Here is a 25080-nt window from a genome sequence, read left to right as displayed (position 1 = left end):
CCTTCGTTGCCTGGAAGCCTTGAACGCATGGCTTCAGAATACAATAAATGGGGGCAGATCGTTGATTATCAATTCTTATTTATTGCTATTGCCGTTTTCTCTCCAGTAAGATGAACGGCATTGCTGTCAGTCCGGAGTGAGTAAGGTGTATGTCACCCACCATCTATGATATCGCACGGGTTGCGGGCGTATCGAAATCAACCGTTTCCCGCGTTCTGAATAAACAAACGAATATTTCTCCCGAAGCGCGTGAAAAAGTGCTGAAGGCGATTGACGAATTAAATTATCAGCCCAACAAACTGGCCCGTGCCCTGACCTCTTCAGGCTTCGATGCCATTATGGTTATTTCGACCCGTTCAACCAAAACCACCGCCGGCAATCCTTTTTTCTCCGATGTCCTTCATGCCATTACGGCAAAAGCGGAAGAAGAAGGCTTTGACGTTATTTTACAAACGTCAAAAAGCAGCGAAGACGATCTGCTGAAATGCGTGAGTAAAATAAAGCAAAAGATGATCAAAGGGATCATTATGCTGAGCTCACCGGCAAATGAATCTTTTTTCACCACGCTGGATGAGTATGGCGTACCGGTAGTGGTTATCGGCAAAGTGGAAGGTGAGTATCAAAATATCTATTCCGTCGACACGGATAATTTCCATGACAGCGCCACGCTGACCGAAACTTTTATTAAAAATGGACGCCGTAAAATTGCCTGTCTGCATGCCCCGCTTGATTATCATGTTTCGATCGATCGTCTTGCGGGCTATAAAGCCAGTCTTGAAAAGCACCATATTGCCCTTAACCCGGACTGGATCAGGGACGGCGGTTATACCCATGAGAGTGCGCTTACGGCGGCGCTGGAATTGTTGTCTTCATCCACGCCGCCTGATGCGGTATTCGCTACCGACAGCATGAAGTTACTTAGCCTCTATCGCGCGGCGGATGAGTTGAACCTGATGATCCCGGAGCAGGTGGTGATAGCCGGATACAGTGACCCGATGCTGTCTCTCATTTTAACGCCCGCCCCTGGCGGCTTTGATATCCCCACCCGAAAACTGGGGGAAGAGAGCTGCGATCTTCTTTTCAGGCGTATTGCGGGTCAGCCCGCACCGCAAAAAATTCTCGTTGATACCCACTTTTTACTGGCGGCCTCGCTGCGCTAAAACCAGGGGCTTAACGCCCCTGGCGTGCCCTCGGTCAGAACGCGTAATTTACCCCAACGCCCGCATAGTGGAAGCGGTCGTTTTTACCCTCGTCATGGTTTTCCCATTCATAGGCGTATTCAAGCGTCATGGATAAACCGTTGTTGAAGTCATAGGCATACTGCATACCCAGGCGGTTGAAATCGTGTCCTTCACGCTCAGGATCGTCCTGCCAGTCCCAGTTCGTCCAGCGATCGAGCCCCAGTCGGGTGTAAGGCGTTAATGTCGTCTGGCCCAATGAAATAGGCAGATAGGCGCGAATTTCCTGGGTGGAGAATTCGCCGTTATTACGTGAACCGTTCATATTGAAACCGCGCTCTAAATAGTAATTCATTTTAGCCGCAAAGGTTTCGTTAATGGTCCAGGTAAAGCCCGTTTCGGTTTCGACGCGGCTGTCAGAATAACCGGTTTTCTCAAGGTCATTAGCGAACTGATACATGGCAAACCAGCCGCCAAAACGCCAGTCGTCGGTTAATTTTATATCCCAGTCAGGCTGAATTTTGTAACGCTGCATATTCGCGCTGCCGTCTCTGGCGCCGTGTTCATCTTTAAAGTGGTAGCCGTAATTACGGAAACCGCCGGTCAGGCCGAAGGTGAAATTATCGGTTCCGATAAAGCGATAGCGTAATTCAAATTCAGGACGATCGAAATAAGTTCCACGGGTCATACTGCTGTAATCAACCGGCCCCTCCTGATACATCGCCAGCGAAATAGTCCACGCATCCCAGGTTGCATTAAACCACACGGAAGGTTCATATAATCCATCTTTATCGTCGCCCTGCCCCTCAACGTTTTCGATTTCATACATCGCCCCAATATTAAATTCCCACTGTTTCGCTGTTTCTGATGCTTGTGCACAGCTCACCCCTGCGCACAGCACGAGCGCAGCACTTCTTAGTAGAGTACCCATTAAATTTTCCCTTTATAAGTAACAAACAAAAAAACCGGAAATTTGGATTTCCGGCGAACACCTTTCTTATCTAATAGCCGCTTCGGTTTCAGCGTCGAAGAAATGGCACTTATTCATATCGAACTGGATGTCGATAATATCCCCAGCGGCATAATCAATCGCGGCGCCAGCACGAACAACCAGCTCATGACCGCCAACGGTGGCGTAGAGCATGAACTCCGCGCCGGTCAGTTCTGCTACGCTGACTTTCGCCGCTATATTCTTACCGCTGCTCTGCAGAGTGAGAATATCTTCCGGGCGGATCCCAAAGACCACCGCTTTGCGCTGATACCCTGCGGCGTTCAGTGAAGCGAGCTTCTCCTCCGGGATCGCCAGACGCAGTGTTTCCGTGACGAAATAGCGATCGTCGATAGCGCCGCGAATAAAGTTCATGGCTGGCGATCCAATAAACCCTGCAACAAACATGTTTGCCGGTTCGTTGTACACCTGCTTTGGTGCACCGACCTGATGAATAATGCCGTCTTTTAAGATCACGATGCGGGTCGCCATCGTCATGGCTTCCGTCTGATCGTGGGTCACGTAAATCATGGTGGTGTTGAGCTTCTGGTGCAGCTTGCTGATTTCAGCCCGCATCTGCACGCGAAGCTTAGCATCGAGGTTAGAGAGCGGTTCATCCATCAGGAACACGCCCGCTTCGCGCACAATCGCCCTGCCTAACGCCACGCGCTGACGCTGGCCGCCGGACAGCGCGCCGGGTTTGCGCTTGAGGTACTCGCGTAATCCGAGGATCTGTGCCGCCCAGTTAACGCGTTCTTCGATAACAGCAGGCGCAATTTTTTGCATCTTCAGGCCAAACGCCATGTTGTCGTAGACCGTCATATGCGGATAAAGCGCATAGTTCTGGAACACCATCGCGATATCGCGTGACTTGGCGGGCACGTCATTCATGCACACCCCGTCAATAATCAGTTCACCCGCGCTGATCTCCTCCAGACCGGCAATCATTCGCAGCGTCGTGGATTTACCGCAGCCAGAAGGCCCGACGAAGACGATGAACTCCTTGTCTTCGATTTCGAGATTGAAATCCTTAACCACGTGGACCTGGTTATCATAGATTTTCTGAATGTGTTTCAGAGACAGTTGAGCCATTGTTAATTCCTTATCAATACGTCCGGGATGCCCAAAACTCGGTCAGGCATTTCCAGGTCAGTTCCCGCGTTGAATGAAGTTGTAATCCCGCATGGTTCAGGCCAGATCCAATCCCAACCGATAACATTCCCGCCGCGTTGATCGCCTCAACGCCTGCAGGGGCATCTTCGATACCTATGGCCTCTTCAGGACGCACATTCAGGCCTGCACAGGCGGCGAGGAAGATCTCCGGGTCAGGCTTTGAGCGGTGAATACGAGACGCATCGGCGCAAAAATCGAAGGCCTGATCAATGCCCAGCGCGTGCAGGATCCCCGGGGCATTCAGGGAAACGGAGGCGAGCCCAATTTTGACCTTCGCCGCACGGATATCCGCCAGCACGTCGCGAATACCGGGAAGCAGTGAATCCTCCGTCAGCGACGCCAGAGACTGGACATAGAGCGCGTTTTTCTTCGTCGCCAGCGCGAGGCACTGCTCATTGCTAAACGTCCCCTCTTTCCCGCCATGCTTCAGGATGCGCTGAAGGGAATCCATGCGGCTAATGCCCTTCAGCTGTTCGTTAAACGCTTCGTCGAAGGTGATGCCGATTTCATCCGCCACTGCGCGCCAGGCCAGAAAATGGAGGTGTGCGGTATCGGTGATCACACCGTCCAGATCGAATACAACAGCCTTAAGCGTCATGGCGCCCCTCCGTGGTAGCGGTCCCATTTTCAGGTGCAAGAAAATCCTTATAAGCGCAAACTTTCCGCCCCGATACGTGTAGCGTCCTGCCCCACAGCGTCAGCGTGGCAGGTGCCGAGGCTTCAATGGTTAGCACCTCATTTTCATAGGTGAAGTGCAGCGTTGCGTTCCGCCAGCGCAGCGGGAATGTGAGTTTTTGCCAGTGAGCTGGCAGTTTCGGCGCAAGATGCAGCTCCCCTTCCACTATCTGCATACCGGCAAAGCCCTGAATGACGCCGGACCAGATAGCGCCGGTCGCAGCGGCGTGGATCCCGTCATCGCTGCTGTGCGGGTCGTCCCCAAGATCAATGGCGACGCCATCGCGCCAGAAGGCGTAGGCACCTTCGGTGTCACCACAGCGGGCGGTCACAATGCCGTGAATGGCCTTGCTCAGCGAAGAATCATGGATCGTGCGGGGCTCGTAGAACGCCAGATTGGCGGCACACTGCCGCGGGGTAAACCGCTCCGGCAACAGGTAGGTGAGCATCACCACATCGGCCTGCTTAAGGATCTGCATTTCGTTTACTTCCGTGCGGGAATAATCGAGCAGAATGGTCTGCTTACCCGCTTTGGCTTTGTAGCGGCTCAGATCGATGGCAGGTTTTGCCATGAAGGTATCATCCTGCGGGATCACACCGTCTGAATTGGCCACCGGCAGCCATAAGCGCGTCAGGAACCGTGTCGCTTTCTGCGTAAAACCTTCATCCTCACGCCCAAACATCGCCATAAACCGACGCGCGCAGGCGACGTTGTGCCAGGCCAGATAGTTGGTATACGCGTTGTTGTTCACATGCTCGGTGTATTCGTCCGGTCCGATGACGTCATGGATTTCGAGACGACCATTGATTTCCGTTGTGCGTCCCATCCAGAACGCGGCGGTTTCCATCAAGAGCGTCAGACCTTCATTTCTCATAAAGGTCTCATCGTGCGTCGCCTGCCAGTAAGCGACGACGGCCCAGGCGATGTCCGCCACGATGTGGTGTTCCGCCAGCGCGGAGGCCACCTTCTGACGCGTTCCGGTTCGGATGTTGATAGCCGCGAACTCCGGCGTCTCTTCCAGCCCGCTGGCGGCGCTTTCCCATGGAAACAACGCGCCCGGCCAGCCGTTGCGACGGGCTTTTTCCCGCGCCCCGGCCAGGTTGAGCCAGCGATAGCGCAGCAGGCTACGGGCGGTTTGGGGCCGCGTGAAGAGATGGAAAGGCAGCAGGAAAATTTCGGTATCCCAGAAGACGTGGCCTTTATACCCCTCACCCGTCAGTCCTTTGGCGGCGATACTGCTTCGCTCATCATGGGCTGGCGTCATGGCCGTCAAATGCCAGACGGCGTAATCCAGCGCCATCTGATCCTGATAATCCGTAGAGTCCACTTCCACCCGAGCGTCGCGCCAGACCTCTTGCCAGGCACGCGCCGAACTCTCAAGCAAGGCGTCGTAACCTCTTGCCGCACAGACTTTAAGATCGGCCAGCGCGTTGCGCGCGAAAGACGCCTGCGACAGCGCTTTATCACTGCGATGCGTCAGCCAGACAATTTTTTCAAGCGTGACAGTGTCACCCATCGCAATCGTCAGCGAATGATGAACGCTGAGACGACGATTTTTGGCGGTGAAGCAGCTGTCGCTCTTCGCTGAGAGCTGACAATACGCTGAAACAACAATCTCAGACGCACGGTCCTGCGTTTCATACACGCCCTGCATGTATTCCTGATCGAACACCCTGACCGACACTTCATCCAGATGCTGTCTGCCGCTGTTCGTTTGCGTTGCGTCAATGCCGGTTTTCAGCACGGCCTGCGCGGCGGCATCAAGCGGCGTGAGCGAAAGCTGCATGGCCACTAAGGGCAACTGGTCCAGCGACACGAAACGACGACTTTCCAGACGATAGCGTTTCCCGTCAGGCGAGCGCCAGACGACGCTGCGACGAAGTTCGCCACTGGCAAACGCCAGCTCGCGCTGCCACTCAAGGATTTCGCCTGACAGAAGCGTGAAATTGACGCCATCCAGCTCGACATCAATACCGATGATATCCGGCAGATTAATCAGCTCAGTGGTCTCGTTGCGGCCAGCACGATGATAGAGACCCGCAAGATACATGCCTCGTGTTTGCTGGGTGTAATCTTCTTCGTGCGCAGCGCGGATTCCCATGTAGCCATTACCGCAGGCCATGATGGAGGCGTATTTATTCAGGCTGTGTGGACAAAATCCCGGGTCGGTTAATACAGACACGTTTAGCATAACGTCACGCTTTCCCCTGTTTCTGCTGATTCATACAGCGCGGCGACAAGCTGCTGGATAATCAGCCCCTGCTCCGCATCAGCGATCATGACGGGCTCTCCCAGCACATGGCGTACGAACGCATCCATACTGCGCATATGACGCTGGTCGTCAGCCTCTTCACGCTGCGTGAGGGTGACTAAAGCACCGGCTTCGTCACTGTAGATGTGCGCCGGGAACAGCGTTGCCCCCGCCTTTTCACCGCAGAATGCGACGTTCATGATCGACTGCTCGCGGATGTTAATCGCAAATGACGTCTCCAGACGCAGAATGCCGCCGTTGCAGAACTCAATGGTGCCAAACAGAGCATCTTCCACGGTAAACTGCGTGGGATCCCACTCGCCAAACTGGCCGCTGCTTTTACGGTTTCCCAGCTTCTGGAAGCTGTGTGCAGACACCCGTTTTACCGCAGGGAAACCCAGAACATACATTGCGGCGTCTAGCATATGGATGCCGATATCAATCAGCGGCCCACCGCCCTGTAGCGTTTTGTTGGTAAAGACGCCCCAGCCTGGAACCCCGCAGCGCCGTAGCGCCTGCGCCGTGGTGTAATAAATTTCTCCCAGCGCCCCCTTCATCACAGCCTCACGCAGCAGTTGCGTATCGAGAGCAAAACGATGGTGAAAATCATACGCCAGCACTTTTCCCGCCCTGCGCGCGGCCATGCGCATCCGATCGGCCTCCTGCGGCGTCATAGCCGGTGGTTTTTCACACATTACGTGGCAGCCCGCTTCCAGCGCGGCCATGACGTGCTCGAAATGGAACCGGTTAGGCGAACAGACGCTCACCGCATCCGGCTTAACCGCCTCGAGCATCTCTCGCGCATCCTGCCATGCCGAGGAAATACCATGACGTTCCGCAAACGCCCGAGCCTGTTCAGGATGGCTGTCCATGACAGCCACCATCTGAACATCACTGCGCGTGGCGTAATACGAGGCATGCACTTTATCCGCGACCTGCCCGGCGCCAATGATGGCTACGCGCAGAGGCGAAGGTGTAGAAGCACTCATCACGCTCGTCATCCTTAGCTTTTACGCAAGTAAGTGAGCGAATCCCGGTATGCCTGAGCCGGATCCTCGGCGCGAACACGGCACTCATACACCACGTACCCCTGGTAGTTATCGGCACGCAGCTGGTCGAACAGGCTGGCAAAATCGAGGCTGCCGCTGCCCGGCTGGTAGCGGTGGTTATCTGCGATGTGCACATGGCCCAGCAGATCGCGGTGCTGATGCAGCGCATCCGTCAGCGAGTCTTCTTCGATGTTCATATGATAGAAATCGCCGATGATCTGCACGTGCTTCAGGCCGTTCTCTTCGATATAGCGACGCGCGTCAGCCAGGGTGTTGATCATGTGATCCTGATAGCGGTTCAGCGGCTCCAGGTAGACGATTGTTCCGGTGCGCACCGCCACCTCATCCAGCCAGCGCAGGGAGGCGCTTACGGCTTTGCGGTCACCGTCCAGGCTGCGTGGAGAGGTCATTGGCGGCAGACGGAAGGTAAACATCCCCCAGGCAGCAGGCACGATAATGCCCTTTCCGCCGACTTCCGCCAGCGCTTCCAGAATGCGTTCGATCTGCTGTAACCCGTTCAGACGGCGTTCTTCAATGAAATCACCGATCCAGCCATCGTATCCGCCGCAGGCCGTCGTTACCGGCAGACCGGTGGCTTTGATGGCCGCTTTCACTTCATCGAGGTTCTCCACCAGCAGGCGGCCGTCAATTTCGTAGCCATCAAAGCCCATCGCTTTGATGTACTCGAATTTTTCCATGATGCTGGTCGGGAAAAAGGCCTGGTTTTGTGTTGCGATCTTCATGATTTGCTGTCCTTAGCTTAAAAAGTGACGCCCATTTTTATACTGAGTTCCGGGTGCTGATCGACATACTTCATATAGCTTTCCGGGGTGGTGGCAAAGGTCACGACCGGGTCGATCAGATCTTCACAATTCAGATAGCCGTTCATCAGCAGTTCCCAGCAGGTCTCTTCGATACGTTTGCGGTTCCAGCGCGGGTAGTCCGGGTTGGGTTCGCTGCAGGCGCGGGAGAATACAATCTTCGCGTTGTTGAAATGCGCTTCGCGGCCAAGGTTAAAGCCTTCCGCGAACGGTTTTGCGAAGGCTACGTAGGAGATGGTGCCGCCATAGGCGAGCCCGCGCAGCGCGGACTGCAGCGCGTCTGCAAAGCCGCTGGTTTCGATGATCACGTCCGCGCCCTGCTTTCCGGTCAGCTTCTTGATTTCCAGACCCACATCGGTACCGATTGGGTTCAGGCAGTGGTCCGCACCGTGACGACGAGCGATCTCGCAGCGGTGTTCGATAGGGTCGACGCCGATAACCACTGCCGCACCGGCTTTTTTCGCCAGCTGAATCGCAATCTGCCCAATGGCTCCCAGACCGACCACGACCACAAAATCGCCGACCCGCACGTTGGCATCACGCACGCCGCTCATGGCGAACTGCGCCGGATCGTAGCAAACGGCGTTTTTCCAGGACGCGCCCTGCGGCATTTTACGCAGCTTGTAGTTGTTCACGGCGTTAACGATGACTGTTTCCTGCAGCGGGCCGTAGCAGCAGACGCTGTCGCCGATCTGATATTCCGTGACGTCATCACCGCATTCGATAATCTCGCCAACAATCATGTTGCCCAGCTGGAACTTACCGAATTCGATCCCGCGGGCCGTTCCCTCTTCACGCGGCGTGAACATCTGCCACTCCGCGTTGAACTCTTCGTCAATAAACGGGCTTGCCGCGCGGAAATCCACGACTTCAGTGCCGTGCTTCGGCGCGCCAAAGCGTGCACGAATTTTCACTTCATGTGTTCCCACAGCACGATCTTCATACTCCACCAGCGCCGCCACGCGAGGCGCTGTCGCTACTAATTTTTTCATGACTGACTCCTTGTTAAAATTGGCCGCCTCAGCCCTTCACGCCACCGGCGGTCAAACCACTTTTAATAAAACGTTCAGACAGGGCGTACATGATGACCACCGGAAGCGCCGTTACCAGCGATGCCGCCATCATGCGACCCCAGATATAATCTGGCGTGCTAAAGAGCGTGTTCAGCCCGACCGGCAAGGTGAAATTGCTGGCGCTGGACAGGAAAATGGACGCAAACAGATAGTCGTTCCACGCCACCATGAAGCAGTAGACAAACACCGACACGAGCCCGGAAATCGCCAGCGGCACGGTGATGCGGAAGATGATTTGCAGGCGGTTCAGGCCGTCCATCATCGCGGCTTCTTCGATTTCGTCCGGGATGGTGTCGAAATAGCTGCGCAGCATGAACACCGCTGTCGGTAACGTTTGGGTCACCATGGTAATAATCAGCGCCAGCTCGGTGTCGTAGATCCCAAGGGCAGTAATGATTTTGAACAGCGGCACCACCAGCAATATTCCGGAGAACATGTAGACGGTGTAAAAACTCGCGTTGATCGTCGTGCGGCCTTTAAAACGCAGTTTGGACAAGGCGTAAGCCCCCAGCGTGCCGAGAAATACGGCAATCACCGAGGAGGTCAGCGACACCACCATGCTGTTTTTGAAATAGTCCACAAACGGGAAAATCAGCGGGTTAAAGATGTCGACGTAATGCTGCAACGTCCACGCCTGCGGCAATATGGTCGGGTTAAGCGATATCGCCTCTTTCGCACTCTTAAACGACGTCATCAGCATCACGAAGAACGGGAACAGCGTGATGACAAGGAACACCGCCAGACCGAGATAAAAACCAATACGGCTCAGTACGCGTTTATTTGTTGCCATTGAGGTTTACCCTTTTTCTGGTCAGCAGAATCACCGCGAAGATGATCACAAACAGCACGACGGAGATCGCCGCAGCCTTACCCAAATCATTGAAAGCAAATGCCGTTTTGTAGAGGTAGACGCCCAAAATATCGACCTTGGTCGTCAACAGGTAGACATCCGCAAACATGTAGAACATCCAGATAGTGCGGAGCGTCACTACCGTTGCCAGCACCGGCATAATCGCGGGCAGCGTAACGATTCGAAAACGCTGCCAGGCATTCGCGCCGTCCATTTCCGCCGCTTCATACAGCGACTTATCAATGGTCTGCAAAATCGCCAGGAACGAAATGAACGCGTACGGGAAGTAACGCCAGATGGCGAACAGCACCACTAGTACAAAGCTGCTGCCAGGATTGTCGAACCACAGGGGCGCCTGGTCATACAGATGCAGCAGGTCAACGCCGAGGTAGTTCACAATGCCGTAGCCGTTGTTGAACATGTATTTCCATGCAAACACCAGCGAAATGGACGGGGTCACGTAGGACAAAATCACCAGCGAACGCGCCGTTTTCCGCAGACGGAATTCACGGTTAAAGAAGATCGCAACCGCCAACCCCAATCCCGTGCTGCCGATCACCACCAGCGCGGTGTACCAGAACGTCATCCACAGGGAGTGCCAGAACGCAGCATCCCCCAGAATGCGGATGTAGTTATCCAGCCCGACAAACACCGCATCAATACGCGGGTTGAGCGGCAGACGTAAGAAACTGATTTCAATATTGGAAATCATTGGCCAGGCCACCAGGCCCCCCAGCAAAATCAGGCTGGGGGCCAACAGCAGCATGGCGAAAGGCATATCTGAACGACCAGAAAACAACGTCTTCATAATTTCCTTCCGCAGAGCGCTCCTATCGTTGTGAAATCAGATCGGTCAGACGCTTCTGGCTGTTACTAAGCGTGTTGCTGAGATCTTTTTTCCCCACCGTGACGTTATGCACCATGGAACTGATGATGCCGGACCCGGTAACATCGCCCATGCGGGTGAAGTTTTTGTCGCCCACGGCGCCAAACACCTGCACATTTGGGAACTGCGCAATAAGTTCGTAAGGCAGTTGCCCAAACGCTTTAATCACATCGTTGTTTTTCCAGGTATCGGTGCCCACCACCAGCTTGTTCACCGGCAGTGCCGCGCCGGGCGACATCATGACCCAGTCGGTTGCGTTTTGAGCCTGCTCCATCCAGGTCACAAACTTTTCTGCCGCCTGAGTTTCATCTTCGGTTTGACCGGTGGTAATCGTCAGCGACGTGACCATGCCGTAAACGGCAGAAGAGGTTTCTGTGGGGACGACGAAGCCCAGGTTGGCAGGGTTTCCGTCATGGAATACCGCCGGCAGGATGTAGGTAGAGTAAACCGCCATCGGCGCAGAACCGTTCATGAAGGCATCTTTGATCTCCATGACGTCGTTTGAACCCGGCATGGTGGTAGCGGCCAGATCTTTATAAAACGCCAGGGCTTTTGCCATTTCAGGGGTATCGATGTCGACGTTCCCTTTGGCATCAAAAACGTTCGCGCCGCCGGAAAGCGCAAACTGGGAGAACGCCTGCTCCGTCATCACGCTTTCGGCGGTGGGCAGCGCAATCCCGTAATGTTTTTTGGCCGGGTCGTTGAGCCTCTGGCTGGCTTTCAGCAGCTGTTCCCAGTTATGCGGCTCCTGGATACCCGCCGCAGCAAGCGCATCTTTGTGATACCAGACGCCGGATAGCCAGGCGCTGACTGGCACCCCCGTCCAGGCAGAACCGTCTTCCGTACGAACAACACGCAAGATGCCGTCATAGAAGGTGTCCTCGCCTACCGCTTTAATGACTTCGCCGATAGCTTTGCGATCCAGGAGCTGTTCCTTGTCCATGACTTTCGCGTAGTCATGGCTGACTTCAATCACCTCTGGCAGCGCGCCCGTTCTGGCGAGCGTAATGACCTTGGTGTTGTAGGCATCCTCTTCGACCGGCACCTGTTTCACCGTGATGCCGGGGTTCTCTTTCTCGAACTTTTCGATAAGCTTCGTGATTACCGCCTGGCGCTCCTGCTCAACTGAAGAGTGCATAAACTCAATGGTGACAGCAGTCTTTTTGTCGTCCTTGCAGCCTGATAACAAGGCGCACGAAACCAGTGCTGAAATCAGCACAATTCTGGGCATTTTCATTATTAAGGTCCTTTTTAGTTTTCTTTAATCCACAACACCTGCCATGGATGTAGGGTCAGCGTTTTGTCTGTAATATCGTTTCCGGTAATCAAGTCCTTTCCGGATTTAATATCAGACTCCACCGTTTGAATGCCGTCACTGAAATTAAACAGCGCCGTTATTTTCTCGCCACAACCCGCCACGCGAACGATTTTTAAAACATGTTCACCTGACGCGCTAAAATAAGATTCACTGTCAGGGTGGAATGCTTTCTCCGCCCGACGCAGCGCGATTAACTGGCTTAACGAGCAATAAACTTGAGAGCGCAGGCTATTTTTATCTTCAAGCTCGCTATCAATTTGCCCTGCGGTGTATTTCTCACGATTAATCGCACGGTTGTATCCCAGGCGTTCAACACCTGCATAATCATTACGCGAGCCGAGAATGCTCTGAATATAAACCGCGGGCACGCCGGGGAAGCTTAAAAGGACGGCATGCGCCAGAATAAAGCGGGCAATCCGTTGGCTGTCAGGACTGTCACGCGTACTTAACGCATCCAGATAGGTCACATTAATTTCATAAGGACTGCGTGTGCCATCCGGGTTATTTTTCCAGTTAACCAACGCCCCTTCAGCCTGAAGTTTTTCAACAAGCGAGAGGATTTCCGACTCGGGTAAAATTCCGCGTAACGGATTCAGACCAATCCCGTCATGCGAGGCCAGGAAGTTAAACCAGGTGGTTTTCGTGGAAGGCAACGTCAGCGACGCCGCCCACTGGCTCAGCGTCCGTACGTTCTGACTATGCACCGCATGCAGCACCAGCGGGGGCAAAGAGAACTGATAAACCATCTGCGCTTCATTTTCACCGTCACCGAAGTAAGCAACGTTATCTTTATGCGGAACGTTCGTCTCGGTAATAATCACCGTTCCCGGGGCGACAGCCTCGGTGATGGCGCGGAAAAGCTGGATGAGCTGGTGGGTTTGCTCAAGGTGGATGCAGTTTGTTCCGAGTATTTTCCACATGAAGCCTACAGCATCCAGACGAATGTACCGCGCCCCTTCAATCAGGTAATGCAGCAGCACGTCGACCATCGCGATCAGCACCTGCGGAGAGGCGAAATTGAGGTCAACCTGGTCCTCGCTGAAGGTAGTCCACAGGTGCCGCACGCTGCCATCATGCAGCGTGAAAGGCGTAAGAAGCGGTAAGGCACGCGGACGCGTCACCGCGGATAAGTCTGTTTCAGGATCGACAGAAATAAAGAAATCTTCATATCCTGGCATTTGCTGCAGGTAATTAGCGAACCATTTGCTTTTGGCTGACATATGGTTGCATACAAAATCAAACATTAAACTTGCTGACTGTTTTAATTCGGCAACGTCTCGCCACGTTCCGGTTTCCGGTGAAACCTCATGATAATCAATAACAGAAAATCCGTCGTCTGAAGACCATGGATAAAAAGGCAAGAGATGGACATGAGAAAAAGAATGAGAAAGCCACCTGTTATAAAAACGTGTAAAAACAGGCAGCGCCTTCTCCCCTTTCGCTGAAAACTGATCGGCATAGGTGATCAGGACAACGTCTTTTTCATCCCAACCCGTTTTACGTTTTTCCGTAATAACAGATGCGGCCTTTCCAATATTTTCCAGCAGCACATTAAGATGGGCGTCAGAAAACGTTTCCCCGTAAACAAGATTAATGATCTCTTTAATTTTTGTCTTCATTTTACTTTCCATGGTAGCGGTCCCACGGAGTGGCAATCTACTACCATGAAAAATATCTGTCAACGGACCAGGAAAGAGAAAAAGGTCATTGCAAAGCAGCTCAGCGCAATATTGTGAGCTGCCGCAAAGAAAGAACAGGGAAAAGAGGAAATGCGGTTAACCGTCGCCAGTCCCTCCCCCGTCAGGGAAAGGACTAACGCCAGCGGGAATTATTGGGATAAGTAGCGGCGAGAAAGCCGTTTTGCCACCTTTTGCAACAGCGGTTCGAGCGCCACGGCCAGCACCATTCTCACCGGCTTGCGGGCAACGGATTTAATTGCCCAACCCGCCACACCTGCCGGGCCGAACCGTAACGCGGTCAGCAGGACCAGTTTACCTGCGATTTTCAGGCCGGGTTTTACCTTCTGACCGGCCTGTTGCCAGTGTTGTTTCATCTCATCTCTCTCTTAAAGCTGACGAAAGCGACTTCTCAGCGTAAAGGTATCCGACGTGACATAGCGTTCCATTTCCCGTAGCCGCTTCTCACCGGCGGCGAGTTGCTCATCAACGGCATTGAGCAAATCGCTGCTGGTCGGTGCTCCCTCCGCAGCCAGTTCTCCTTCCGGCATCGGGTCAAGAACAAACGACAGGACGATGTATGCCACCAGGGTAATAAACGCCAGGCCAAAGAAGATCGATAGCACCGCGACCACGCGGACCAGTTTGACCGGGACATCAAGATAGTGAGCCAGCCCGGCACAAACGCCGCGCACCATGCCCTGCTGTGGAATACGCCACAACTTTTTGTTCAGATTCAGTCCAGACATTAACGGTCCCTCCAGTTTGGATGCTCAGCATCCAGGATGGCTTCCAGCGCCTGAATGCGTTCGCGCATTTTGTTCGCCTCGTCGGAGAGCTGTACCAGACGCTGTTGTTCACTCTGGGAGAGTTCGCCCCGAGAAGAACGGTTGCTGTAGTGCAGCCATAGCCAAATTGGCAAAACGAACAGCACGAAAATTGTCAGGGGAATGGCCAGAAAAAGCGCGCTCATGTGTACTCCTTGTCTTATGATGCGGCACGCTCAGGTGCCGCAGGAATTATTATTGGTTGTCTTGCTTCATTTTGGCTTTCAGTGCCGCCAGCTGCTCGCTGATTTCATCATCGGCCTTCAGGTCGGCGAACTGTTGATCCAGCGACTTCTGCTTGCCGATGCCGTGGCTTTCGGCTTCCGCTTCCATGTGGTCGATACGACGTTCAAACGATTCAAAACGCGCCATCGCTTCATCGAGCTTACCGCTGTCCAGCTGACGACGCACGTCGCGGGAGGAGCTTGCCGCCTGGTGACGCAGGGTCAGCGCCTGCTGACGCGCGCGGGTTTCGCTCAGTTTGTTTTCAAGCTCACCAATTTCTTTTTTCATACGGGTGAGCGTGTCGTCCACCAGCGTCACTTCATGCTCGAGCGTCGCGACCATATCAGCCAGCTTCTGTTTTTCGATCAGCGCCGCACGGGCCAGATCCTCTTTATCTTTACGCAGCGCAAGTTCCGCTTTTTCCTGCCATTCGTTCAGCTGAGCGGTAGCTTGTTCAATGCGACGCGTAAGCTGTTTTTTCTCCGCCAGCGCGCGGGCGGAGGTAGAACGCACTTCAACCAGCGTGTCTTCCATCTCCTGAATCATCAGGCGTACCAGCTTCTGCGGATCTTCCGCCTTCTCAAGCAGTGAGTTGATGTTGGCGTTCACGATGTCGGCAAAACGAGAAAAAATACCCATAATCTAATCCTCATAGTTCTGTTATAGGGCCAGGCCCTGCTGTAGTGATAATACAAACATCATGCCAACTTTTTATCTTATTGATTTCACTGACTATGATTGATTTTTATGCAGTGAAGAACTATTCTTACCTGGTGAATATCGCTAAGGAGTGGTTAATTTCATCATGCCTGGATACAAAGACAATTTACTCGGCGAAGCAAACAGCTTTCTCGAAGTGCTGGAACAGGTCTCTCGCCTGGCGCCGCTCAATAAACCGGTGCTGATCATTGGTGAGCGCGGAACGGGGAAAGAGCTGATAGCCAACCGTCTGCATTACCTGTCCGGGCGCTGGGATGGCCCCTTCATTTCCCTTAACTGCGCGGCGCTGAACGAAAACCTGCTCGACACCGAGCTCTTCGGCCATGAAGCGGGCGCGTTTACCGGTGCCCAGAAACGCCATCCCGGACGTTTTGAGCGCGCCGACGGCGGTACGCTGTTTCTGGATGAGCTGGCCACCGCCCCCATGCTGGTGCAGGAAAAACTGCTGCGCGTGATTGAGTACGGCGAGCTGGAGCGCGTCGGCGGCAGCCAGCCGCTGCAGGTTAACGTGCGCCTGGTGTGCGCCACGAACGCCAACCTGCCGGAGATGGTGGCGGAGGAGAAATTCCGTGCCGACCTGCTTGACCGCCTGGCCTTTGACGTCGTTCAACTTCCTCCGCTGCGCGAGCGCAGAAGCGACATCATGCTGCTGGCAGACCAGTTTGCGATTCAGATGTGCCGCGAGCTCGGACTGCCGCTGTTCCCAGGCTTCAGCGATTATGCGCAGGAGACGCTGCTGGCTTATCACTGGCCGGGAAATATCCGCGAACTGAAAAACGTCGTGGAGCGCTCCGTCTATCGTCACGGCAGCAGCGAGACGGAGCTGGACAATATTATTATCGATCCTTTTCAGCGCAGCGTGCCGCCGCTGCCCGCACCAACGCCTTCAGGCGATCTCCCTACTCTGCCCCTTGATTTACGCCACTTCCAGAACGACCAGGAGAAACAGCTGCTGGAGCAAAGCCTGAAGACGGCAAAATATAACCAGAAACGGGCGGCTGAACTGCTGGGTCTGACCTACCATCAGTTAAGGGCATTGCTTAAAAAGCATCAAATGCGCTGACAATATCAGCACTTACCCGCAGACATTTTTACGAAGCAGGCGTAAGTGCGATACACTTTGCAGATCGAACCTAAAAACCTTAAAAATTATGCGTCTGGTTTTATCGTCCTTTTTTGCACTCGGTCTGTTTAGCAGCCTGGCCTTTGCCGCGCCCGGGCTAACGCCGCAGCCTGACATTCGTGACAGCGGCTTCGTCTATTGCGTAAGTGGCCAGGTGGACACCTTCAACCCGCAAAAAGCGGGCAGCGGCCTGATCGTGGATACCCTTGCCGCGCAGCTTTATGACCGTCTGCTTGATGTTGACCCATACACCTACCGTCTGGTGCCCGAGCTTGCGGAAAGCTGGGAAGTGCTGGATAACGGCGCAACCTACCGTTTTCACCTGCGCGATGACGTCGCGTTTCAGCGCACGCCGTGGTTTACCCCCACGCGCAAGCTGAACGCAGATGACGTTGTCTTTACCTTCCAGCGCATCTTTAACCGCAACCACCCGTGGCATAACGTTAACGGCAGCAACTTCCCCTATTTCGACAGCCTGCAGTTTGCCGACACCGTCAAAAGCGTGCGCAAGCTGGACAACCGGACGGTTGAATTTACGCTGACGCGCCCGGATGCCTCCTTCCTCTGGCACCTGGCGACCCACTATGCGTCTGTCATGTCCGCTGAATACGCGGCGAACCTGACGAAAAAAGATCGTCAGGAGTTGCTCGATCGTCAGCCGGTCGGCACCGGTCCGTTCCAGCTCGCTGAATACCGCGCCGGGCAGTATATTCGCCTGCAGCGCCATGAGCATTTCTGGCGCGGCACTCCGCTGATGCCGCAGGTGGTGGTCGATCTCGGTTCAGGTGGAACGGGACGTCTGTCGAAACTGCTCACCGGGGAATGTGACGTGCTCGCCTGGCCCGCGGCCAGCCAGCTCACCATTCTGCGCGACGATCCGCGTCTGCGCCTGACGTTGCGCCCCGGCATGAATATCGCTTATCTGGCCTTTAACACGGATAAGCCGCCGTTGAATAACCCTGCCGTTCGTCACGCTCTGGCGCTGGCGATTAACAATCAGCGTTTGATGCAGTCGATCTACTACGGCACGGCGGAAACCGCCGCCTCAATTTTACCGCGCGCCTCGTGGGCCTATGACGGTGAAGCTAAAATTACGGAATACAATCCGGCAAAAGCGCGTGAACAGCTGAAGGCGCTGGGGGCGGAAAATCTCACGCTGCAGCTTTGGGTGCCAACCAGCTCCCAGGCGTGGAACCCGAGCCCGCTCAAGACCGCCGAACTGCTGCAGGCAGATATGGCGCAGGTGGGCGTTAAGGTGATCATCGTACCGGTTGAAGGCCGTTTCCAGGAGGCGCGCCTGATGGACATGAATCATGATTTAACCCTGACCGGCTGGGCGACCGACAGTAACGATCCGGACAGCTTCTTCCGGCCGCTGCTGAGCTGTGCGGCGATAAACTCGCAGACCAACTACGCCCACTGGTGTAACCGGGAGTTTGACGCCGTGCTGCAAAAAGCGCTGGCTTCCCAGCAGCTGGCCTCGCGCATCGACGCCTATGATGAAGCGCAGAAGATCCTTGCTCAGGAACTGCCGGTGCTGCCGCTGGCCTCTTCCCTGCGTCTTCAGGCCTATCGTTATGATATTAAAGGTCTGGTGCTGAGTCCGTTCGGCAACGCCTCGTTCGCCGGCGTGTCGCGTGAAAAAGAACAAGAGGTGAAAAAACCATGATTATTTTTACCTTACGTCGGCTCCTTTTGCTGCTGGTGACGCTCTTTTTCCTGAACTTTGTCGGCTTCAGCCTGAGCTATTTCACGCCCCACGCCCCGCTCCAGGGGTCGTCGCTGTGGGATGCCTGGCTGTTCTGGTTTAACGGGCTGCTGCACTGGGATTTCGGCGTATCCAGCATTAACGGACAGCTGATTTCCCAGCAGCTGAAAGAGGTGTTCCCGGCCACGATGGAGCTGTGCATTCTGGCCTTCGGCTTTGCCCTGATGGTCGGCATCCCCGTGGGCATGCTGGCCGGGATCTATCGCAATAAATGGCAGGATAAGTTTATCAGTGCCCTCGCCCTGTTCGGCTTCTCCATCCCGGTATTCTGGCTGGCGCTGCTGCTGACGCTGTTCTTCTCGCTGACGATGGGCTGGCTGCCGGTTTCGGGTCGCTTTGACCTGCTCTATACGGTTAAAACGGTGACGGGTTTTGCCATCATTGACGCGTGGCTGTCCGATTCGGTATGGCGCCATGAGATGATCGTCAGCGCCCTGCGCCATATGGTATTGCCGGTACTGACGCTGGCGGTTGCGCCGACAACCGAAGTGATCCGCCTGATGCGCCTGAGCACCATTGAGGTATTTGACCAGAACTACGTCAAAGCCGCCGCCACGCGCGGCTTGTCACGCCTGACCATACTGCGCCGCAACGTCCTGCACAACGCGCTGCCGCCGGTTATTCCGCGTCTGGGATTACAGTTTTCCACCATGCTGACGCTGGCAATGATTACCGAGATGGTCTTTAGCTGGCCAGGCCTGGGGCGATGGCTGATTAACGCCATCCGCCAGCAGGACTACGCCGCTATTTCTGCGGGCGTGATGGTGATTGGTTCGCTGGTGATTATTGTTAACGTGTTGTCCGATATTCTGGGTGCTATGGCTAACCCATTGAAGCATAAGGAATGGTATGCCTTACGATAGCGTATACAGTGAAAAGCGCACGCCCGGTGTGCTGCGCACCGTGTGGCGTAAATTCTATGGTGATACCACGGCGATGATCGGCCTTTACGGCTGCGCCGGCCTGGTGTTGCTTTGCGTCTTTGGCTCGTGGTTTGCGCCGTACGGCATCGACCAGCAGTTCCTTGGCTATCAGCTGCTGCCGCCGTCCTGGTCGCGCTACGGCGAAGTCTCTTTCTTCCTGGGAACGGACGACCTCGGGCGTGACGTATTGAGCCGCCTGCTGAGCGGTGCAGCCCCGACGGTGGGCGGCGCATTTGTGGTGACGCTCGCGGCAACGATCTGCGGGCTGGCGCTCGGTATTTTTGCAGGCTCCACGCACGGCCTGCGTTCGGCGGTCCTTAACCACATTCTGGATACGCTGCTGTCGATTCCGTCTCTGCTGCTGGCGATCATTGTTGTTGCCTTTGCCGGTCCGCACCTGTCGCATGCCATGTTCGCCGTCTGGCTGGCTATCCTGCCCCGCATCGTGCGCTCGGTTTACAGCATGGTGCATGATGAGCTGGAAAAAGAGTACGTCGTCGCCGCGCGTCTGGACGGCGCGACGACCTTCAATATTCTGTGGTTTGCCGTGCTGCCCAACATTGCCGCCGGGCTGGTGACTGAGATCACCCGCGCCCTGTCGATGGCGATCCTGGACATTGCGGCGCTCGGCTTCCTCGACCTCGGTGCACAGCTGCCGTCGCCCGAATGGGGTGCGATGCTCGGCGACGCGCTGGAGCTAATCTACGTGGCACCGTGGACGGTCATGCTGCCGGGTGCGGCCATTATGGTGAGCGTGCTGCTTATCAACCTGCTGGGCGACGGTATTCGCCGTGCAATTAACGCGGGGGTGCAATAATGCCGCTTCTTGATATTCGCAACCTCACCATCGAATTCAAAACCGGTGAAGGCTGGGTTAAAGCCGTCGATCGCATCAGCATCACCCTCGCGGAGGGTGAAATTCGCGGGCTGGTGGGGGAATCCGGCTCGGGAAAAAGCCTGATTGCCAAGGCTATCTGCGGCGTGGCGAAAGACAACTGGCGCGTGACGGCAGATCGTATGCGTTTTGATGATATCGATCTGCTGCGCCTCTCCCCTCGCGAGCGGCGTAAGCTTGTCGGGCATAACGTCTCGATGATTTTCCAGGAGCCGCAGTCCTGTCTCGACCCGTCCGAACGCGTGGGTAAACAGCTCATGCAGAACATTCCCGGCTGGACCTATAAAGGCCGCTGGTGGCAACGCGTTGGCTGGCGCAAGCGTCGCGCCATCGAGCTTTTACACCGCGTCGGGATCAAAGATCACAAAGATGCGATGCGCAGCTTCCCCTATGAGCTGACCGACGGCGAATGTCAGAAAGTGATGATTGCCATCGCGCTGGCAAATCAGCCGCGTCTGCTGATTGCGGATGAACCCACCAACGCGATGGAACCCACCACCCAGGCGCAAATTTTCCGCCTGCTGTCGCGTCTCAACCAGAACAACAACACCACCATTTTGCTGATCAGCCACGACCTGCAAATGCTCAGCAAATGGGCGGATAAAATTGACGTGATGTACTGCGGGCAAACGGTCGAAACCGCGCCGAGTGAAGATCTGATCGTCGCCCCGCATCATCCGTATACGCAGGCGCTCATCCGCGCCATTCCGGATTTTGGCAGCGCGATGCCGCATAAGAGTCGCCTGAATACCCTGCCGGGGGCGATTCCGCTGCTGGAATCCCTGCCGATAGGCTGTCGTCTGGGTCCGCGGTGCCCCTATGCTCAGCGTAAATGTATCGAGACGCCGCGGCTGAGCGGGGCCAAAAATCATCTATACGCCTGTCATTTCCCGCTGAACATGGAGAGAGAGTGAAATGGTCGAAACCTTACTGGAAGTTCGCAACCTGAGTAAGACCTTTCGCTACCGCACGGGGCTGTTTCATCGTCAAACTGTCGACGCGGTGAAGCCGCTGAGCTTTACGCTGCGTGAAAAACAGACTCTGGCGATCATCGGCGAGAACGGTTCCGGGAAATCCACCCTGGCGAAAATGCTCGCCGGCATGGTTGAACCGACTGCAGGCGAAGTGTTGATTGACGATCATCCTCTGACGTTCGGCGATTACTCTTTCCGCAGCCAGCGCATCCGCATGATCTTCCAGGATCCGTCTACCTCGCTTAATCCGCGCCAGCGCATTTCGCAGATCCTCGATTTTCCGCTGCGTCTGAACACCGACCTGGAGCCAGAGGCGCGCCGTAAGCGCGTATTTGAAACCCTGCGTATGGTTGGGTTGTTGCCGGATCACGAAAGCTACTACCCGCATATGCTGGCCCCAGGCCAGAAACAGCGCCTGGGACTGGCGCGTGCGTTGATTTTGCGGCCAAAAGTGATCATTGCGGATGAAGCGCTTGCCTCGCTGGATATGTCGATGCGCTCGCAGCTGATTAACCTGATGCTGGAATTGCAGGAAAAACAGGGGATCTCGTATATCTACGTCACCCAACATCTGGGAATGATGAAGCACATCAGCGATCAGGTGATGGTCATGCACCAGGGCGAAGTTGTCGAGCGCGGCAGCACGGCGGATGTGATGGCCTCCCCGCTTCATGAGCTGACAAAACGGCTGATAGCCGGTCATTTCGGTGAAGCATTGACCGCCGATGCGTGGCGCAAAGACCGTTAAAAAAACGTTGCACTGTTCAATAAGGATTAAATAGCTTTTACACGCTATTTAATCCTTTAATTTTTCGTCTCCATCCCTGCTCCATATTTTAAGCAATATCAATCAACAGTTCTTCTCCAGAATATCCGGACATTACGGAGGAGAAGAAATGAACACCGCCACTTACGTTTTAAAATACACAGAGTATCTCATCAGAAAATGCCGTTCATTTTTAATGACGGACCTGCACTTTCATACTCTAAGGCTTAAGAAAACAACCGGGGAAACCCCTGACATTAACTCGCCCACGACGTTGAGTGAAAAAATATGCCATCGTCTGGTCTACGACCATAATAACTTCTACACGATGCTTGCCGATAAACTCGCCGTTCGGGCATACGTTTCCTCCAGAACAACGCGCGTGAAAACGGTGCCATTAATTGGCGTTTATACCCAGCCGTCGCAGATTGATTTTTCAGTTCTTCCTGACAAATTCGTCCTTAAGTGCAACCATGACAGCGGCAGCACAATAATATGTACAAACAAAGCGCAATTTAATGAAAAAGAAGCGTGTAAAAAACTGAGCCTCGCGTTAAAGAAAAATCTTTACTACACCACGCGCGAATGGCAGTACAAAAACATTACGCCGAGTATACTTTGCGAGCCGTTTGTCGATCTCTTCGACGATGCCGACAGGAACACAACGCCCGAAATGCTGAGGATCCATTGCTTTCATGGCGTTGCCCACTATGTAGAAGCGGATTTTACGGATGATAACGGCAAAGGGTTTATCAACGTTTATGACAGGCACTGGAACTTACAACCCTTCCGGATGGAATATCCGAATACTTCAGCAGATCCTGGCGAACCGCTTTTGTTCCGCCAGGCACTGTTGGCCTCCCAGGAGCTGGCGCATGGAATTGACTACTGCCGCGTTGACCTTATGCTAAAAAAAGATGAAATCTATTTCAGTGAAATAACCTTAAGCCCGAGACGCGGTAAACTGACGATTACCCCGCAGGAATGGGATGCTAAGTTAGGGAAAATATGGCATTTATCGCCGGCAGGCGCATTTGACCTGCCGCTGAAGCTCACGAGTCGGGCCAGGTGAGTTTAAATATCGAGTGGTTTTGCGTCGATAAGGTATAGGTAACATCGCCACCATGAGCCAGCATGATGGCTTTTACCACCGACAAGCCCAAACCACAGCCTTCCGGGTTCACATGTCTGGCGCCATTATCGCGCTGGAAGGGCTGAAACAGGAAATCATGAAACTCTCTGGGGATGCCCGGTCCCCCGTCCTGAATAAGGATATAATTGCCTTTATCAGAAACGCCATTTTTCACGATGAGCGTGCGCGAGGTTGAATAGTGTAAGGCATTATCAAATAAAACGGTCAGACACTGATTGATGCGTAATGGATCGAATACGCATTGCTGCTCCCTCAGGTCTGTATTGACGGTAAACGCCTTACGGCTGAACTCGGGCATGAACGTATCGAGTGCGTTCTGTATTGTCCCTTTTAGATCCGTTCTGGACTGGCATAACGTGTATCCCGCCCCGCCATCCGAACTGATAACACGGAGATCTTCAATCAGGCGGGTTAACCCTTCCGTCTGTTTGAGAAGATTATTAAACAGCACCGGGTCCGGGGTAAAAACGCCGTCAACCAACCCCTGAAGCCGTCCGCGTAAGATCGTGACCGGGGTTCTCAGCTCATGCGCAATAGCGGCATTCCAGGATTTCCTCTGAATATCCAGCGTCTGTAATTTTTCCGCCATTTCATTGAAATCCGTCACCAGGTGATTGATCTCACCCAGCCGGGAACTGGCGCAAAATGCCCTGGCGTCCAGATCGCCCTGAGAAATCTTTTTCAGGCTGGACGCTACCGCGTTTAGCGGGGTGAGTATTCGCGATGACAGTTTGACCGTGAAAAAGAGTGCAATAATCATACTGATCGTCGTCGCGGTCCCAATCCATGCCCAGTCCCACATCGTCATCTGCTCGTCATCGCCCGCAGCAGGGCCGCCCGGGAGGTGATCCAGAATAAAGGAGTAAAAAAACCAGGAGCCGAGTATGGCGATGGCAATTATCGTAAACGTCAGCAACAGCATATACGTTAGGATCTGACGACTCAGGACAGACTCTTTGTTCATTTCTTTTCCCCAAGCCGGTAGCCCATGCCTCTGATGCTCTCGGGAACACCGTAAAGGCCAGCCAGCTCCAGCTTTTTACGCAACTTGCTCATATGGCTGTCGACCGTTCTGTCAAGCGTATCACCTTCAGGCAGACACGCGTTGAGTAGCTCTTCGCGGGAGCAGACCTTTCGCGGATATCTCACCAGGTATGTGAGCAATTTAAATTCGGTCGTCGTTAAAACCGGGGAGACAACCTCTTCGCCCACGGTGACTTCCACGTAGAAGTCATCCGGGTAGACAGTAATAAAGGGCGTCCTGAGCGGCTGGGAACCCGCCTGCTGAAGCGCGGGTTTTGTCCTGCGCAGCACTGCCTCAACCCGTGCGACAACTTCAGAAGGGTTGAAGGGTTTGATCACGTAATCATCCGCGCCCAGCCTCAGCCCCATGAGCTTATCGACATCCTGATCGAGAGCGGAAACCATAATGACGGGGACAGCACTTTCCTGACGAAGCGTGGTAAGTACGCTCCAGCCGTCACATACGGGCAGGTGAATGTCCAGCAATATGAGATCCGGTTTATGGAGGCGATTGAGCGCTATGGCCTGTTCGCCCTGCCTGGCTCGGAGCGTTTTCATTCCCGAACGCTCTAAGTAGCTCATCAATATATCGGCGATTTCGTCTTCATCTTCAACAACAAGGATCAGCGTATTTTTGTGCATTTTATCTCCGCGGGTGAAATCCCTTTGAGCTCGCTATTAGATATCTTTAGCACAATAAGACACAGCCTCCGCGAAAAAGTGCCGTGGTCACGAAAATTTCCC

The 25080-nt window shown here is 54.3% G+C and carries 25 protein-coding genes; 8 read left to right on the top strand and 17 right to left on the bottom strand.

The annotated features are described in order from the left end of the window. The first annotated feature begins 149 nt into the window (after positions 1-149). Entirely contained in the window at positions 150-1160 is a 1011-nt protein-coding gene (locus P346_RS20685) for a LacI family DNA-binding transcriptional regulator (RefSeq protein ID WP_032656769.1), read from the top strand. Between the two features lie 34 nt (positions 1161-1194). On the opposite strand, the gene P346_RS20690 is transcribed toward P346_RS20685, so the two are convergent. The 15 genes from P346_RS20690 to pspA all read right to left on the bottom strand — a co-directional run bounded on the left by P346_RS20690 (position 1195) and on the right by pspA (position 15630). Continuing rightward, the gene (locus P346_RS20690) at positions 1195-2109 is read right to left on the bottom strand and encodes an OmpG family monomeric porin (protein ID WP_032656768.1); all 915 of its coding nucleotides are present in this window, start codon (positions 2107-2109) and stop codon (positions 1195-1197) included. A 66-nt stretch (positions 2110-2175) separates the two neighbouring features. Next, complete coding sequence (locus tag P346_RS20695) at positions 2176-3258, bottom strand: ABC transporter ATP-binding protein (protein ID WP_032656766.1); 1083 nt, start codon at positions 3256-3258, stop codon at positions 2176-2178. 13 nt (positions 3259-3271) lie between these two features. Continuing rightward, positions 3272-3937, bottom strand: coding sequence for a beta-phosphoglucomutase (gene pgmB, locus P346_RS20700; RefSeq protein ID WP_032656764.1), 666 nt, complete (start codon positions 3935-3937; stop codon positions 3272-3274). Next, positions 3927-6206 carry a glycoside hydrolase family 65 protein gene (locus tag P346_RS20705; protein ID WP_032656762.1) on the bottom strand — a complete coding sequence of 760 codons (2280 nt, stop codon included), beginning with the start codon at positions 6204-6206 and terminating at the stop codon, positions 3927-3929. Before P346_RS20705 ends, pgmB begins: the two co-directional genes overlap by 11 nt. Continuing rightward, the gene (locus P346_RS20710; RefSeq protein ID WP_152537836.1) at positions 6200-7258 is read right to left on the bottom strand and encodes a Gfo/Idh/MocA family protein; all 1059 of its coding nucleotides are present in this window, start codon (positions 7256-7258) and stop codon (positions 6200-6202) included. The genes P346_RS20705 and P346_RS20710 overlap by 7 nt, the downstream gene beginning before the upstream one ends. Before the next feature lie 11 nt (positions 7259-7269). Further along, the gene (locus tag P346_RS20715) at positions 7270-8058 is read right to left on the bottom strand and encodes a sugar phosphate isomerase/epimerase family protein (RefSeq protein ID WP_032656758.1); all 789 of its coding nucleotides are present in this window, start codon (positions 8056-8058) and stop codon (positions 7270-7272) included. Positions 8059-8075: 17 nt separating this feature from the next. Then, positions 8076-9128: a zinc-dependent alcohol dehydrogenase gene (locus P346_RS20720; RefSeq protein ID WP_032656755.1), complete on the bottom strand. Its 1053-nt coding sequence runs from the start codon at positions 9126-9128 to the stop codon at positions 8076-8078. Between the two features lie 28 nt (positions 9129-9156). Continuing rightward, entirely contained in the window at positions 9157-9999 is an 843-nt protein-coding gene (locus tag P346_RS20725; protein ID WP_023335920.1) for a carbohydrate ABC transporter permease, read from the bottom strand. Further along, a complete protein-coding gene (locus P346_RS20730) occupies positions 9986-10867 on the bottom strand; it encodes a carbohydrate ABC transporter permease (RefSeq protein ID WP_029740504.1) in 882 nt (293 codons plus the stop codon). The genes P346_RS20725 and P346_RS20730 overlap by 14 nt, the downstream gene beginning before the upstream one ends. A gap of 22 nt (positions 10868-10889) precedes the next feature. Continuing rightward, positions 10890-12182, bottom strand: a complete 1293-nt coding sequence (locus tag P346_RS20735; protein WP_032656754.1) for an ABC transporter substrate-binding protein — start codon at positions 12180-12182, stop codon at positions 10890-10892. Positions 12183-12196: 14 nt separating this feature from the next. Then, positions 12197-13882 carry an alpha-amylase family glycosyl hydrolase gene (locus P346_RS20740; RefSeq protein ID WP_166770782.1) on the bottom strand — a complete coding sequence of 562 codons (1686 nt, stop codon included), beginning with the start codon at positions 13880-13882 and terminating at the stop codon, positions 12197-12199. A 209-nt stretch (positions 13883-14091) separates the two neighbouring features. Continuing rightward, on the bottom strand, positions 14092-14316 hold the full coding sequence (gene pspD / locus P346_RS20745) for a phage shock protein PspD (protein ID WP_023312043.1): 225 nt from the start codon (positions 14314-14316) through the stop codon (positions 14092-14094). Between the two features lie 12 nt (positions 14317-14328). Then, positions 14329-14688 (bottom strand): envelope stress response membrane protein PspC, encoded by a 360-nt coding sequence (gene pspC / locus P346_RS20750; protein ID WP_023312044.1) that lies wholly within the window; start codon positions 14686-14688, stop codon positions 14329-14331. Then, entirely contained in the window at positions 14688-14912 is a 225-nt protein-coding gene (pspB, locus tag P346_RS20755; RefSeq protein ID WP_023312045.1) for an envelope stress response membrane protein PspB, read from the bottom strand. Before pspB ends, pspC begins: the two co-directional genes overlap by 1 nt. 49 nt (positions 14913-14961) lie before the next feature. Beyond that, positions 14962-15630, bottom strand: coding sequence for a phage shock protein PspA (gene pspA / locus P346_RS20760; protein WP_029740507.1), 669 nt, complete (start codon positions 15628-15630; stop codon positions 14962-14964). Positions 15631-15781: 151 nt separating this feature from the next. On the opposite strand from pspA, the gene pspF reads away from it, so the two are divergent. The 7 genes from pspF to P346_RS20795 all read left to right on the top strand — a co-directional run bounded on the left by pspF (position 15782) and on the right by P346_RS20795 (position 23232). Continuing rightward, positions 15782-16774: a phage shock protein operon transcriptional activator gene (pspF, locus tag P346_RS20765; protein WP_166770780.1), complete on the top strand. Its 993-nt coding sequence runs from the start codon at positions 15782-15784 to the stop codon at positions 16772-16774. 88 nt (positions 16775-16862) lie between these two features. Continuing rightward, positions 16863-18503, top strand: a complete 1641-nt coding sequence (gene sapA, locus P346_RS20770; protein ID WP_023312048.1) for an ABC transporter substrate-binding protein SapA — start codon at positions 16863-16865, stop codon at positions 18501-18503. Then, complete coding sequence (gene sapB, locus P346_RS20775; protein ID WP_024907137.1) at positions 18500-19465, top strand: putrescine export ABC transporter permease SapB; 966 nt, start codon at positions 18500-18502, stop codon at positions 19463-19465. Before sapA ends, sapB begins: the two co-directional genes overlap by 4 nt. Beyond that, on the top strand, positions 19452-20342 hold the full coding sequence (sapC, locus tag P346_RS20780) for a putrescine export ABC transporter permease SapC (protein WP_032656751.1): 891 nt from the start codon (positions 19452-19454) through the stop codon (positions 20340-20342). The genes sapB and sapC overlap by 14 nt, the downstream gene beginning before the upstream one ends. Continuing rightward, the gene (sapD, locus tag P346_RS20785; RefSeq protein ID WP_032656749.1) at positions 20342-21334 is read left to right on the top strand and encodes a putrescine export ABC transporter ATP-binding protein SapD; all 993 of its coding nucleotides are present in this window, start codon (positions 20342-20344) and stop codon (positions 21332-21334) included. Before sapC ends, sapD begins: the two co-directional genes overlap by 1 nt. Position 21335: 1 nt before the next feature. After that, positions 21336-22142: a putrescine export ABC transporter ATP-binding protein SapF gene (gene sapF, locus P346_RS20790; protein ID WP_023312051.1), complete on the top strand. Its 807-nt coding sequence runs from the start codon at positions 21336-21338 to the stop codon at positions 22140-22142. Positions 22143-22290: 148 nt separating this feature from the next. Further along, entirely contained in the window at positions 22291-23232 is a 942-nt protein-coding gene (locus tag P346_RS20795; RefSeq protein WP_032656747.1) for an ATP-grasp fold amidoligase family protein, read from the top strand. On the opposite strand, the gene P346_RS20800 is transcribed toward P346_RS20795, so the two are convergent. Further along, the gene (locus P346_RS20800) at positions 23213-24277 is read right to left on the bottom strand and encodes an ATP-binding protein (RefSeq protein WP_032656744.1); all 1065 of its coding nucleotides are present in this window, start codon (positions 24275-24277) and stop codon (positions 23213-23215) included. The two genes, P346_RS20795 and P346_RS20800, sit on opposite strands and share 20 nt — an antisense overlap. Continuing rightward, on the bottom strand, positions 24274-24978 hold the full coding sequence (locus tag P346_RS20805) for a response regulator (protein ID WP_032656742.1): 705 nt from the start codon (positions 24976-24978) through the stop codon (positions 24274-24276). Before P346_RS20805 ends, P346_RS20800 begins: the two co-directional genes overlap by 4 nt. Between the last annotated feature and the right edge of the window lie 102 nt (positions 24979-25080).

Origin of the sequence: Enterobacter sp. DC1, assembly GCF_000568075.1 — a bacterium.
GTDB classification, from domain to species: Bacteria; Pseudomonadota; Gammaproteobacteria; order Enterobacterales; family Enterobacteriaceae; genus Enterobacter; species Enterobacter asburiae.
The sequence above is the reverse complement of the archived record's forward strand: the minus strand, read 5'-3'. Positions and strand labels throughout refer to the sequence as shown.